The organism is Corallococcus sicarius (assembly GCF_003611735.1).
GTDB lineage: Bacteria > Myxococcota > Myxococcia > Myxococcales > Myxococcaceae > Corallococcus > Corallococcus sicarius.
This window is the reverse complement of sequence record NZ_RAWG01000084.1, coordinates 1-15,093: the sequence shown is the minus strand read 5'-3', so window position 1 is coordinate 15,093 and position 15,093 is coordinate 1. Positions and strand designations below refer to the sequence as shown.

At 70.6% G+C, this 15,093-nt stretch carries 3 protein-coding genes; 1 reads left to right on the top strand and 2 read right to left on the bottom strand.

Features of this window, described 5'->3' with window-relative positions; translation table 11 throughout:
• Positions 1-5: 5 nt before the first annotated feature.
• Entirely contained in the window at positions 6-1,040 is a 1,035-nt protein-coding gene (locus D7X12_RS15350; RefSeq protein WP_120626023.1) for a hypothetical protein, read from the bottom strand.
• A gap of 20 nt (positions 1,041-1,060) precedes the next feature.
• On the bottom strand, positions 1,061-13,945 hold the full coding sequence (locus D7X12_RS15345) for a non-ribosomal peptide synthetase (RefSeq protein WP_120626022.1): 12,885 nt from the start codon (positions 13,943-13,945) through the stop codon (positions 1,061-1,063).
• A gap of 287 nt (positions 13,946-14,232) precedes the next feature.
• On the opposite strand from D7X12_RS15345, the gene D7X12_RS15340 reads away from it, so the two are divergent.
• Positions 14,233-14,898 carry a DUF4386 domain-containing protein gene (locus D7X12_RS15340; protein WP_120626021.1) on the top strand — a complete coding sequence of 222 codons (666 nt, stop codon included), beginning with the start codon at positions 14,233-14,235 and terminating at the stop codon, positions 14,896-14,898.
• Positions 14,899-15,093 lie beyond the last annotated feature (195 nt).

The following is a 15,093-nucleotide window of genomic DNA, read 5'->3' as shown; positions in this document are numbered from 1 at the left end:
TGTCCCTAACCATTCACGATGGCGTATTCGCCCGGCACGTATTCCTTGAAGTGCTGACGGTGCTTCTCCATGTCCAGCACGTTCACCGTCTTGATGCTCCAGCGGATCTTCTGCTGGTACGGGTCCTTGATGGTCTCCACGTCCTTGCCGTGCAGGCCCGTGTTGTTCGAGCAGCTCACGAAGTCACCGGGACGCATCAGGATGCGGGACTTGAGCGAGTGCAGGCCCTCGTTCACCTTCTCGACGGCGCGGGCTCCTTCGTCCGAGTACGCGACGGTGCGGTTCTCGAAGTAGACGAAGTCTGCCTCGCCCTGGATGACCGGGTGGTTCGCCGCGCGCCCCAGCTTCGCGTCCTTGTCGCTGTGCGTGGAGAGGTCGTCGTAGGGCGTGTAGAAGTTCGGCTCGCGCAGCACGCGCTCCAGGTCCGGCCCCAGGAAGTCGATCAGGTCGCGGTTGCGCACGAACGTCGTGAGGATCTCGTTCCCCTCGAAGCTGCGCATGCCCAGGATGTTGACGAAGTCCGGGCGGACGAAGTGGTTCGCCAGGTCCTTGTGGAACCCGATGGGCAGCAGCGTCTTCTGGGACTGGCTCTTGTAGAGCTCCTTCATCGGGTAGATGTCCTGGAGGATGTCTCCCGCGTTCACATTCTTGTAGCCAATCGCCGGCTGCCCCATCAGGTCCGCGTAGGTGAGCAGGAAGCCCTCGGCGATGAACGTCTTCTTCAGCTCATACTTGGACTTCACCGGCTGCTCGAAGTCGAAGGGGGGCACGCCCTCGTCGATGGGGCAGTTCGTGACGAAGTGGAAGGGGTGCGCGATGAGGTCCCTCCCCCGCGCGGCCTTGCACATGTCCACGAAGCGCTGGGGGATGCGGCCCTCCGCGAGGAGCTGGCGGACGCCCTTCAGGAACGCCGGGTACTGCGTGTAGGGGTTTGCCGGGATGGAGGAGAGCGCCTCCTTGAACTGCTGCTTCTCGTCGGGGGTGAAGCTGAAGTCGGTCTGGATGGCGGGCTTGAAGGACGTGGTCGTGGTCGTGGTCATGGGATTCACCGGGTGATGGTTCAGGCTGCGGATGGGTAGGAGGAAGCAAGCAGCGCCCGAGGCGCGGGAAGGTGCTGCGCGAGGAGGGACAGGTAGCGCTGCGCCTGCTTCTCCACGACCTCGCGCGGGAACAGGCGTCGGCAGTAGCGACAGTCGATGACCATGCCGTCGCTGTGCTCCATGGCGTACCACATGGCGTCGAAGCGAACGTCCGTGGCGCTGACCTCGTGCACCGCGGCTGCGGCCCTGAGCTCCGGGGAGACGGGCTCGTCCAGCGTCAGCGCGCTGAAGAAGGACGTGGTGAGCGCGAAGCTGTCCGCGCCCGCGGGGAAGCCGAGGTCCGCGAGGATGCGGTCGTTCTGGTAGCTCTGGTGCTGCATCGCGGACAGGAGCGCGTTCTGCACCTGCGCGGCACAGGAGGCGAACGTGTCCCCGCCGTTGAACCGGATGCGCATCATCACGAGGTTGATGGCGATGCCGACGAGCGACGGGAACTGCCGCATGTCACGCCCGTTGAGCGGCGTGCCGACGATGATGTCGCGGCGCCCCTCCAGGTCGTGGATGAGCACGTAGAAGCCCGTGAGGAGCACCACGAAGGGGCTCACCCCCAGCTCGCCCGCCACCTGCTTCACCTGGGCCCACAGCGCATCCGGCAGCAGGACGCGGTAGGCGGCGCCACCCCGGTCCCCGCTGTCGTCGCTGCTCGCGAAGTCCGCGAACGGTGGCGGTGGAAGCGGCCGGGCGAGGTGCTCCCGCCAGTAGCGCCGGTCCGCCTCGAAGGCGCCCTCATCGAGCAGGCGGTTGTGCCACTCGGCGTAGTCCTTGTACTGGAGCGCGGGCGGCGCGAGCGTGACGGGCCGCCCCGCGAGGCAGTCCGCGTAGATGGCGCCGAACTCCTGGCGCATGACGAACAGCGACCAGCCGTCCGCCACCAGGTGGTGCACCGTCATGAGCAGCAGGGAGCGCCCTTCGCCCGCGTGGACGAGGTGCGCGCGCAGGAGCGGGGCCTTCTCCAGGTCGAACAGGCCCGTGGACTCCTGGCGGCGGAGGTCCGCGATTGCCTTTGCCCGGAGCTCCGGCGCGAGGTGCATCAGGTCCGTGACCTTCAGCACGCAGCGAGCGTCGGGGGCGATGACCTGGACCCGCTCGCCGTCCTCTCGTGGGAAGGCGGTGCGGAGGCTCTCGTGGCGCGCGAGCAGTTCATTCAGGGCGCGCTCGATGGGCTCCGCTGCGGGTGTTCCTCCGCCGAGCGGGACCACCGTGAAGATGTTGGACCAGGTCCGCTGCGGCTCCCGGACGTAGTCGCGCCAGTAGCGACGCTGCGGGGGCGAGAGGGGATAGGAGGCCCGGGGCGCGATGGGGACGAGCGCCGTCGAGGCTTCGACTCCCGAGAAGCCGGGAGCCTCCGGGGACGTTCCGGAGCGCAGCGCCGTCTCGACGCGCTCGCCCAGGGCCGCGACCGTGGGGGCTTCGAACAGCGCCCGCAGCGGGATGTCCACGCCGAAGGCCGCTCGCATCCGGCTGAGCACCTGCATGGCCAGCAGCGAGTGGCCGCCCAGTTCGAAGAAGCTGTCGGTGCTGCCCACGCGCGGGACGCGGAGCACCTCCGCCCAGAGGGTGGCCAGGGTCTCCTCCACCGGGGTCCTGGGGGCCACATAGATCCGGTTCGCGTCCGCCTGGGTCGTGTCCGGCGGCGGGAGGGCCTTGCGGTCCAGCTTGCCGTTCGCCGTGAGCGGCAGTGCCGGGAGCTCCACGAAGGCCGTGGGCACCATGTGCTCGGGCAAGGTGTCGCGCAGGTGGGCTCGCAGGACCTCCGACGAGCCCCCTTCACCTGCCACGACGTAGGCCACGAGGCGCTTGTCTCCGGGGACGTCTTCCCGGACCACCACCGCGGCTTCGCGCACCCGAGGGTGCTTCGCGAGCACGCTTTCGATTTCGCCGAGCTCGATGCGGAAGCCTCGCAGCTTCACCTGGTGATCCGCCCGGCCCAGGAACTCGAGCACTCCGTCCGCCCGGTAGCGCACCACGTCGCCCGTCTTGTAGAGCGTGGCCCGCGCATCGGATGCGAACGGATCCGGGATGAAGCGCTCCGCCGTGAGCTCCGGCCGGTTCAGGTAGCCCCTCGCCACGCCTTCTCCGCCCAGATGCAGCTCCCCCGCCACACCGATGGGGACGGGGCTGCCATGACGGTCCAGGACGTAGGCCGCGGTGTTCGCGATGGGCCGGCCAATCGGGATGGAGCCAACGAGGTCCGCCTCGGTGAGGGTGTGGCAGCAGGCGAACGTCGTGCTCTCCGTGGGCCCGTAGCCGTTGATGAGCCGCACCCCGGGAAGCGCCTTCAGCGCCCGCTTCACGTGCGGCACCGACAGCGCTTCACCTCCGGCCAGCAACTGGCGGAGTGGCCGCAGCGCTTCGGGCTGCTCGTCCACCATCGTGTTGAAGAGGCTCGCGGTCAGCCAGAGCGTCGTGACGCCCTCGCGCTTCACCGTCTCCCCCAGCGCCGTCAGCGTCGGCCGCTCCGGGGGGAACACGACCAGGCGGCCCCCGTTCAGCAGCGCACCCCAGATCTCGAACGTCGAGGCGTCGAAGGAGAGCGGCGCCACCTGGAGGAACACCTCCTCCGCGGAGAAGCGCGCGTAGTCCGTCTCCTTCACCAGCCGCACCACGCCCCGCTGCATCACGCAGACGCCCTTCGGACGCCCCGTCGAACCCGAGGTGTAGATGACGTAGGCCAGGCTCTCCGGCCCCGCGCCGCTCACCGGAGCGTCCGTGGGCGCCGCGGCGATGGCGTCCCACTCCGCATCCAGGGCGAGCACGGGCGGACGCTTCACGGGGAGCTTCTCCACCAGATGCCGCTGCGCCAGGACGAGCGGCGTACCCGTGTCCTCCAGCAGGAACGCGAGCCGCTCCTGCGGGTAGCCCGGATCCAGCGGCAGGTACGCGCCTCCTGCCTTCAGGACGCCGAGCACGCCCACCACCAGCTCCAGCGAGCGCTCGACGCACAGGCCCACCAGCACCTCCGGCCCCACCCCGCGTGACTTCAGGTGGTGCCCGAGCTGGTTGGCGCGCCGGTCCAGCTCCCGGTACGTGAGCCGTTGGTCCCCGAAGACCACCGCCACCGCGTCCGGCGTCTTCGCTACCTGCGCTTCGAACAGCGCGGGAATGCCGTGCTCACGCGGCAGGGCCGTCCGCGTCTGGTTCCAGGCCACCACCAGCTGGTGCCGCTCGCCCTCCGTCAGCAATGGCAGTCGCGACAACGTCTGGCCGGGCTCCGCCACGACGCCCTCCAGCAGCGTCCGGTAGTGCCCCACCATCCGCTCGACCGTCGCCGCGTCGAAGAGGTCGGTGTTGTATTCAAACGAGCCTCTCAACCCATCCGCCGTCTCCTCCAGAGACAGCGTGAGCTCGAACTTCGCCACCGTCTGCGCGAACGGCAGCGGCTCCAGCGTCGCCTCGCCCAGCGCCAGCGCGGGCATGGGCGTGTTCTGCAGCACGAACATCACCTGGAACAACGGCGGGCGGCGCAGGTCCCGCACCGGCGCCAGCTCCTCCACCAGCTTCTCGAAGGGCACGTCCTGGTGGGCGTAGGCGCCGAGCGTCACCTCGCGCACCCGGGCCAGCAGCTCACGGAAGCTCGGGGCTCCGTCCAGCTTCGTGCGCAGGGCCAGCGTGTTGACGAAGAAGCCGATGAGCCCCTCCGTCTCCGCCCGCGTGCGGCCCGCGATGGGCGAGCCCACCACGATGTCGTCCTGCCCGCTGTGGCGATGCAGCAGCACCTGGAAGGCCGCCAGCAGCGTCATGAACAGCGTGCCGCCCTCTCGGCGGCTCAGCGCGGCCAGCGCGTCGGACAGCTCCCGGGACAGGGCCACCGGCACCACGCTCCCCCGGTACGTCCGCGCCGCGGGACGAGGCCTGTCCGTGGGCAGCTCCAGCGCGGGCGGTGCGCCGTGCAGTTGCTCCTTCCACCAGGACAGCTCGGACGCCAGCACGTCCCCCGCGAGCCACTGCCGCTGCCAGACCGCGTAGTCCGCGTATTGAATGGGCAGCTGGGGCAACGGGGAGGGACGGCCCGCCGTGAAGGCCTCGTAGAGTGCTCCCAGCTCCCGCACGAGCACGCCCTGCGACCAGCCGTCCGAGACGATGTGGTGCATCGTCAGCAACAGCACGTGCTCCTGCTCCGAGCGCCGCAGCAGCTTCGCGCGCAGCAGCGGCCCGTGCGCGAGGTGGAAGGGCGTCCGCGCCTCCTCCATCGCCAGACGGTGCGCCTCCGCTTCCGTCGCGCCTCGCAGGTCAATGACAGGCAGGGACAGCGGGAGGTCGGACGCAATCGCCTGGTGGGCCTGCCCATCCACCGTGGGGAAGGTGGTGCGCAGCGCCTCGTGGCGATGCACCAGCGCCTGGAGCGCCTGCTGCAATGCATTCACAGACAGAGGCCCCGTGAGGCGCACCGCCGCGGGCATGTTGTAGAGCGGGCTGTCCGGCTCCAGCCGGTCGAGGAACCACAGCCGCTGCTGCGCGTAGGACAGCGGCGGTGGTGTCTCTCGGGAGCGAGGGGTGATGGGCGGGGCACCTGCCGCGGCGCCCTGCCTCCGGGCCGCCTCCACGGCCCCGGCGACTCCCGCCACCGTGGGGGCTTCGAAGACGTCGCGCAGTCGCGCTTCCACCTGGAAGGTCGCTCGCAGGCGGGAGACCAGCTGCATCGCCAGCAGCGAGTGGCCTCCCAGCTCGAAGAAGGAGTCCTCGGCTCCCGCGCGTTCGACGCGCAGCAGCTGGGTGAAGAGCTCCGCCACCTTCGCTTCCGTGGGCGTGCGGGGGGCGACGTATTCGCCCTGGGCCGTGGGCAGCTCCGGCTTCGGCAGCGCCTTGCGGTCCACCTTGCCGTTCGGGTTCAACGGCAGCGCTTCCAGGAGCACGACGGCCGAGGGGACCATGTACTCCGGCAACGTGCCGCGCACGTGGGCTCGAAGCACTTCCGACGAGCCCCCCTCACCTGCCACGACGTAGGCGACGAGGCGCTTGTCCCCAGGCACGTCCTCGCGGACCAGGGCCACGACTTCTGCCACCGACGGGTGGGCACGCAGGGCCGACTCCACCTCGCCCAGCTCGATGCGGAAGCCGCGCAGCTTCACCTGGAAGTCGATGCGCCCCAGCGCCTCCAGCTCACCGTTCGGCAGCCAGCGCACCCGGTCTCCCGTGCGGTACATGCGCGCTCCGGGTTCCGCGCTGAACGGATCCGGCACGTAGCGCTCCGCCGTCAGCCCCGGCTTGCCCAGGTACCCTCGCGACAGCCCCGCGCCCCCGAGGTACAGCTCACCGGGGATGCCCCTGGGCACCGGGCACAGCCACGCGTCCAGCACGTAGCCTCGCGTGCCCGTCACCGGCCGTCCCACCGTCGGCTCCGTCGTGGCCCCCTTCGGGACCCACGCAATCGTCGAGTACGTCGTGTCCTCCGTCGGACCGAAGAGGTTCGAGACGCACTCCACCTCCGGATACGCCGCGTACACCGCCTGCACCAGCCGGTTCGACAGCGGCTCCCCCGCGAGGTTCACCGTGCGCACCGTCGGCGGCACTCCGCCGCTGCGCACCAGCTCCGCCATCGCCGAGGGCACCGTGTTGAGCAGCGTCACCCGCGCCTTGTCCCGCAGCGTCGGCAGCGCCAGCGCGTTCTCCGCCACGATGACCGTGCCGCCACTCGACAGCGGCGCGAACATCTCGAACACGGAGATGTCGAAGTTGAGCGACGTCCCCGCCATCACCCCCGCCAGCTGCCGGGGCGAGAACTCCCGCACCGCCCAGTGCAGGAAGGCCACCGCGCTCCGGTGCTCGATGGCCACGCCCTTGGGACGCCCCGTCGAACCCGACGTGTAGAGCACGTAGGCCAGGTTGCCCACGCTCGTCCTGCTCTCCACGCGCGTGGTGGGCCACTGGCGGATGCGCGGCCCGTCCGAATCGAGGCACACCTCGTGCGCCCCGTGCACGCCCAGCGAGCCTCGCAGCCGCGCTTCGGTGAGCAGCACCGGCGCGCGCGCGTCCTCCAGCATCCAGCCGAGCCGGTCCCTCGGGTAGGCCGGATCCATGGGCACATACGCCCCACCCGCCTTCAGCACCGCCAGCACCGCGACCACGATCTCCGCCGAGCGCGACATGCTCACACCCACCAGCGTGTCCGGCCCCACCCCCAGCGAGCGCAGGTGGTGCGCGAGCTGGTTCGCCCGCACCTCCAGCTCCGCGTACGTCAGCGCCTGCCCGTCGAACACCAGCGCCGTCGCGTCCGGCGTGCGGTCCACCTGCGCCTCCACCAGCCCGTGCACCGAGCCCACCACCGGGCCCGACAGGTCCGTCCCCGAGACGCCCACCAGCACCTCGTGCAGCTCCGCCGCCGTTAGCAGCGGCAGCTCGGAGAGCCTCGCCTCCGGACGCACCGCGATGCCCTCCAGCAGCACCTCCAGGTGTCTGGCCATCCCCTGGATCGTCTTCGGCGCGAAGAGGTCTGTGCTGTACTCCAGCGTGCCTTCGAGCCCGCTGCCCGTCTCCGTCAGCGACACCGTGAGGTCGAACTTCGCCGTGCTCGCCTCCGCCGCGTAGGGCTTGAGCTCCACGCCCGGGAGCCGCAGGTGCGGCAGCACGTCCTGCTGCAGCGCGAACATCACCTGGAACAGGGGCGTGTGGCTCAGGCTGCGCCGGGGCTGCAGCTCCTCCACCAGCTTCTCGAAGGGCACGTCCTGGTGGGCGTAGGCACCGAGCGTCGTCTCCTTCACGCGCGCGAGCAGCGTGCGGAAGCGCGGGTTGCCGCCCAGCTTCGCGCGCAGGACAAGCGTGTTGGCGAAGAAGCCGATGAGCCCCTCCGTCTCCGCCCGCGTCCGGCCCGCGATGGGCGAGCCCACCGCGAAGTCCCGCTGGCTCGTGTAGCGCGCCAGCAGCACCTGCCAGGCCGCCAGCAGCAGCATGAACGGCGTCACGCCCTCGTGCTTCGCCAACGCATCCAGGGCCCGACTCAGCTCCGTGCCCAGCTTCACCGGCACCGTCGCGCCCCGGTGTGTCTGCACCGCGGGCCGCGCGAAGTCCGTCGGCAGCTCCAGCACGGCCGGCAGGTCCGCGAGCTGCGTCTTCCAGTACGCGACCTGTTGCTCCAGCACCCCGCCCGCGAGCCACCGCTTCTGCCAGTCCGCGAAGTCCGCGTACTGCACGGGAAGTTCGGCCAGCGTGACGGACTTGTTCGAGACGCGGCCCTCGTAGAGCGCCGCGAGTTCACGCACGAGCACACCCAGCGACCATCCGTCCGAGACGATGTGGTGCATCGTCACCAGGAGGACGTGGCTCCGGGGGCCGAGGACCAGCAGCTTCGCGCGGAAGAGCGGTCCTCGTGACAGGTCGAAGGGACGCACCGCCTCCTCGTTCGCCTCCCGCTGGACCTCCGCTTCGGGTGCTCCCGTCAGGTCCACCGTGGGGAGGTGGAAGGCTCCCGCCGGGTGGATGACCTGCACCGGCTGCCCGTGCTCGTCGTGGAACGTCGTGCGCAGCGACTCGTGCCTCCGCACGACGTCCTCCAGCGCCAGTCGCAGGGCCTCCGCATCCAGCGCGCCGTCCATCCGCACGGTGCCGGGCACGTTGTAGAAGGCGCTCCCCGGCTCCAACTCGTGCAGGAACCACATGCGCTGCTGCGCGAAGGACAGGGGCAGCGCTCCGTCGCGGGCGACGCGATGGAGCGGCGGGAGGTTCGCGGGGGCCTCGTCTCCGAGGAACGCGGCGACACCCACCACCGTCGGTGAGTCGAAGAGCTTCCGGAGGGGGACCTCTCTTCCGAACTCCGCGCGCAGCCTGGAGACCAGCTGCATCGCGAGGAGGGAGTGGCCTCCCAGCTCGAAGAAGGAGTCCCCCGCGCTGATCCGTTCGACGCGCAGCAGCTCCGCGAAGAGGTCCGCGACGCGCGCTTCCGTGGGCGTGCGAGGGGCCACATAGCGGGCTTCCGACACCAGGCCCTGGGGTGCGGGCAGCGCCTTGCGGTCCACCTTGCCATTCGGCGTCAGGGGCAGGGCCTCCAGCACCACGATGGCTGCGGGGACCATGTACTCCGGCAGCGTGTCGCGCAGGTGGGCTCGCAGGGCTGCTGTGTCCAACGTTGATCCACCGGCCCCGGAAGGAGTCGCGACGTAGGCCACGAGCCGCTTGTCTCCGGGGACGTCTTCCCGGACCACCACCACCGCGGCTCGCACCGACGGGTAGCGCGTGAGCGCGGTCTCGATTTCGCCGGGTTCGATGCGGAAGCCTCGCAGCTTCACCTGGAAGTCCACGCGGCCGAGGAACTCCAGCGTCCCGTCCGCCTTCCAGCGCGCCAGGTCTCCCGTCCGGTACAGCCGAGCCCCCGGCCTGCCGCTGAACGGATCCGGCACGAAGCGCTCCGCCGTCAGCGCCGAGCGACCGCGGTAGCCGCGCACCACGCCCTCGCCGCCGATGTACAGCTCCCCCGCCAACCCATCCGGCACCGGGCCGAGGCGCGCGTCCAGCACGTACAGCTCCGTGTTCGCGATGGGCCGGCCGATGGGCACCGGCGACTCCGCCGCGCCCACCGTGTGCGTGGAGGACCAGACGGTGGTCTCCGTCGGTCCGTACATGTTGAGCAGCCGCTGGGGCAGCAAGCTTGCCAGCGACGCCGCCAGCGCGGGAGGAAGGGCCTCACCGCCCACCAGCAGGCAGCGCAGCGTGCCGAGCACGTCCTCGGCCCCGGGCTCCAGCAGCAGCGCCCCCGCCAGCGACGGCGTGCCCTGCAGGTGCGTCACCGCGTGCTGGCGCACCTGCGCGAGCACCGCGCCCGCGCCCACCTCGTCCCCCTGCACCACCACCTGGAACCCGCGCGCCAGCGTCCACAGCAACTCCAGCACGGAGATGTCGAAGGAGACGCTGGTGACGGCCAGCCACACCGGCCGCGGCCCCACCGGCACGCGCTCGTCCATGCCGGCGAAGAAGTGGGCGATGTTGCGCTGCGACACCTGCACGCCCTTGGGGCGCCCCGTGCTGCCCGACGTGTACAGCACGTACGCCAGGTGCTCCGGGCCCGCTCCATCCCGGGGGCCGTGCTCGGACGTCTCGCCGCGCGCCTCTGGCGCATCCAGCAACACCGTGTGCACGCCTTCGGCCACTGGCGTTCCGGCCAGCGCAGCCTGCGTCAGCAGCAGGCGCATCCCCGAGTCCTCCCGCATGTACGCCAGCCGCTCCGCCGGATGATGGGGATCCAGCGGCAGGTACGCGCCGCCCGCCTTGAGGATGCCCAGCATCCCCACCACCAGCTCCACCGAGCGGCGCGCGCACAGACCCACCACGACCTCGGGCCCCACGCCCAGCGCGCGCAGCCGCAGCGCCAGCGCGTTGGCCCGGCGGTGCAGCGCGAGGTACGTGAGGCGCTCTTCGCCGCACACCAGCGCCACCGCGTCCGGCGTGCGCGCCGCCTGCGCCTCCAGCAGCGCCGCGAGTCCCGCCGCCTCGTACGGCCGGCGCGTGGCGTTCCACTCCACCAGCACCCGGTGCCGCTCGCCTTCGGTGAGGAGCCCGAGTTCCGAGACGCGGCGACCCGGCTCCGCCACGAAGCCCTCCAGCAGCCGCTGGAAGTGGCCCGCCATCCGCTCGAGGGTCGCCGCGTCGAACAGGTCCGTGGCGTACTCGATGACCGCCGAGAGCTTCCCGTCCGTCTCCACCATCGACAGGCCGAGTTCGAACTTCGCGGTGCCCGGCACACCGCCGTCCGGACGGCCCTGCACCGGCGTCCACGCGAGCCCCGGCAGCGACAGCGTGGGAAACGGCGCGTTCTCCAGCATGAAGCCCGCGCGGAAGAGCGGGTTCAGGTCCTGCCCGCGCGGAGCCCCGACGGCGCTCACCACCTGGTCGAAGGGCACCTCCTGGTGACGGAGCGCGCCCTCCACCGCGCCCCGCAGCCGACGCATCAACACCCCGACCTCCGGGTCTCCCGACAGGTCGCACCGCAGGACGAGCGTGTTCACGAAGAAGCCCACCACGTCGCGCAGCTCGCGCCGGTCCCGCCCCGCCGTGACGGTGCCAATCCCGAAGTCCGTCTGCCCGCCGCAGTAACGGTGCAGCAGCGTGGCCCAGGCCGACAGCAGCGTCACATACAACGTGCAGGACTCGCGGCGGGCCAGCTCCCGCAGGCCCGCGGTGAGCTGCTCCGACAGCACGAAGGCGCACGCGTCGCCCGCATGCGTCGTCCCGCGCACGGGCGTCCGGGACGTGGGCAGGTCGAGCCTCGGCAGCCCCGCCAGATTCTCCCGCCACCACGCCCGCGAGCGACGTGCGTCTTCGCCCTGGAGCCGGGCCTCCTGCCAGCGGGTATGATCCGAGTACCGCACCGGAAGCTCCGGGAGCGTCCGAGGCGAGCCCCCGCGGAAGCCCTCGTAGAGTTCGGCCAGCTCGCGCGCGACGACGCCGAGCGACCACGCGTCCGTGATGGTGTGGTGCTGCGTGAGCAGGAGGACGTGCTCTTCATCTCCCAGCGTCACCAGCGTGGTCCGCATCAGCGGGCCCCGGGCCAGGTCGAAGGGCGTCGTGGCGTGCTCGGTGGAGAGCCGCTCCCGCTCCGCGTCCCTATGCTCCGGGGAGAGGCCGCGCAGGTCGACCGTGGGCAGCTCCGTCGGACGCGCGGGCAGGACGACGAGCACCGGTCGCCCTTCCGACTCGGGGAAGGTGGCGCGCAGCATCGGGTGCCGCGTGGTGAGCGCCTCCAGCGCCTGCTTCAGCGCTGCCGTGTCGAGGGCGCCCTTCATCCGCAGTCCCGCATGGACGTTGTACAGCGGGCTTCCAGGCGACAAGCGGTCGAGCACCAGGAGCCGCGCACCACCCGCCGACACGGGCCCGGGCTCCGTCTCCGGAACCGACGAGCGCGGGATGGACGCCGACGGTCCCTGCTCCGCGTTCCCTTCCAGGTGCCGGACCAGCGCGGTGATGCTGGGCTGCTCATAGAGCAGCGCCGGGGAGACCGACCGGTTCAGGCGGGCCTCCAGTTCGCCGGACAGCCCCACGAGGTCCGTGGAGTCCAACCCGTAACGGGCGAACGGCTGCTCCGGATCAATGTCTTCGCCGGGCGTGCCGGAGAGCGTGGCGATCCGCTCGATGAGCCAGCCTTCGAGCCCCTCTGCCTTCGCGCCTTCCGGCCGGGAGGACTTCACCCTCGGCGCCGCGAACGCCACGTCCGAGGCGAGCGCGAGCGTTCCTTCCAGGAAGGCGTTCCGGCACGCGTGCCGCTGCACCTTGCCGCTCGTCGTCTTCGGCAGCGTCCGGGACTGCAGGAGCGCCACCGCGTGCACGATGATGCCATGCTCCGCCGCGACGGCCTCGCGGACCGCCGTCGCCACGTCGGCGGGCATCGCGCCCGAGCGCTCGTCAAACTCCGCCACGACGACGAGCTGCTCCTCGCCCTCCACCTCGATGCCAAAGGCCGCGGCACACCCCAGCCGCACCGCCGGGTGCGCCTGCTCCGCGGTCAGCTCCACGTCCTGCGGGTACAGGTTCCGGCCCCGGACGATGACGACGTCCTTGAGCCGCCCCGTCACGAACAGCGCGCCCTCGTGCAGGAAGCCCAGGTCGCCGGTCCTGAGGAACGGCCCTTCGCCCGAGTCCTCGATGCGCGCCCCGAACGTGGCCGCGGATTCCTCCGGGCGGTTCCAGTAACCCCGAGCCACGCTCGGTCCCGAGACCCAGATTTCACCGACCCCGTCCGGCCCCACACGCCGCCGGCTCGTTGGATCGACGATGGCCACCTGCTGATCCAGCCAGCCCCGCCCACAGCCGACCAGCGAGCGCGCGCCTTGCGCCTCCGTGGGCACCACCCGCCCCTGCTCCAGCGCCGACGCGTCGAGCGACACCGGGACAGGCGCCGCCACCGTGTCCGGGCCGGTCACGAACAGCGTCGCCTCGGCGAGGCCGTAGCACGGGTAGAACGCCGAGCGCCGGAAGCCATTCGCCGCGAAGGTCTCCGCGAAGCGCTCGAGCGTCGCGCCACGCACCGGCTCCGCGCCGTTGAAGGCCACTTCCCAGCTGGACAGGTCCAGCCCGGCGCGCTCCGCCTCGGTGACCTTCCGCACGCACAGGTCGTAGGCGAAGTTGGGCCCGCCGCTCGAAGTCGCCCGGAAGGTGGAGATGGCTTGCAGCCACCGCGCCGGGCGCTGCAGGAACGCCAGCGGAGACATCATCGTGCACGGCATGCCCACGTGCAGCGGCTGCAGCACGTTACCGATGAGCCCCATGTCATGGTACAGCGGCAGCCATCCGAGACCGCTGCCCTCGGGCGTGTGACGGAATCCCTGCTGGAGCATCCGCTCGTTGTGCAGCAGGTTGTCGTGGGTGATGACCACGCCCTTCGGCGTCCCTGTCGACCCCGAGGTGTATTGCAGGAACGCGACCTCCGACGAGGGACGCGCCGGGTGCCGCCAGGAGTCCGCCGCGGCGTCCGGCACCGCATCCGAGGCAATCCACCGCAGCGCACCGAGCTCCGGCGCCATGGGCAGCAACGCCTCCGCCATCCCGGCGATGAACTCCGTGGTGAGCACCGCCCGAGCCCCACAGTCCTGCGCGATGGAGCGCAGCCGCCCCAGCGTCCGCTCCAGCCGGCCCGGGTCGGGAGGATAAGCGGGGGCGGCGATCACGCCCGCGGACAGGCACCCCAGGAACGCGATGATGAAGTCGAGCCCCGGGGGATACAGCAACAGCACGCGCTCGCCGCCGAGCCCCGCCTGCTGAAGGGCCGAGGCCACCGCGCGCACCCGGCGGTCCAGCTCCGCCCACGTCAGCGTCTCCACGGGGCCGTCGACATCACCGGTCGTCAGGTAGCGGTACGCGAGCTGGGAGGGGCGGGCCCCAGCGTGGGACTCCAGGGAGCCGATGAGCGACGTCGAGATGCGCATGTCAATTCACAATAGGCGCACTGTGTCATTCGGGACTAGCGCGATAAAGTTGAACATTTTTTTGTATCCACTGGGCGTGAATACACGACAGGAGTTGGCAGCAGATACAGGGGTTTCCCTGTCGCAAGGGATGACGGAAATACACCGGCGGTGTGCTCGTGCCCTCGCCGGGCAGGCGACTGGGCCAGGGGCAGAGGACCGGTTTCTTAACCCTCATCAATGAGGGCGAGTGCGCTCCTCCCTACTCTCGAGGCCGTAACGTCGCTGAACGTCCTGGAGCCCTCGCGATGAACATCCCCCGCCTTCACTCCCGCGCCCTGGGAGTTCTCTTTCTCCTCGCGTTCTTCGCCTACGGCATCGGCACCGCGCTCGTCACCTCCGCGCTGAAGGATCCGGAGCACCTGGCCGTCATGGCCGGGCAGAGGGCGCCGTTCGTCGGGGGCGCGCTGCTGCTGCTGTTGAACTCCCTCTTCATCGTCGGGATTGGCGTGCTGTTCTTTCCCATCCTCCGCGAGCGGAGCCCGGGCATCGCCCTCGCGTACGTCTGCACGCGGGTCATGGAGGCACTGACCCTCATCATGGGGGTGGTCCTCCTTCTGTGCATCCTTCAGCTCGGAGACTCCGCGCAAGGGCAGACGACGCCGGAGCTGGTGACCCTGGTGAAGGTCTTCTCGAAGGGGAACGTCTGGGCGTACCAGCTCGCGATGCTCATCCTGGGGGTCGGCAGCGTGGCGTTCTGCCTGTCGCTGTACCGCTCCCGGCTTCTGCCGCCGTTGCTCTCGCTGGTGGGCGCGGTGGGCTACGGCCTTCTGGCGTTGGGCTCGGTGCTCGAGCTCTTCGGCCTGCCGTGGGGCATCCTCCTCTCCGGGCCCGGGGGCCTGTTCGAGGTGGTCCTCGCCGGCTGGCTCATCGCCAAGGGGTTCCGGACGGTCACGCCTTCCGTCGCGGCGTAGCCGGTTTCCCGCGCGTGGCGATGCGCTTTCGGATCCGGCTCAGCGACTCGGGCTTCACGCCGATGTAGCACTACTGTGTCAGGGGGCAGCGAAGGGGAGCGAGCCGTTGAGGGCTGTGCGCTCTGGCCGCCATTGCGTTGTCGTCGCGGCGCCCTACTCATGAAGTAGGTATGGACTCCTTCATGAACGCCGCTG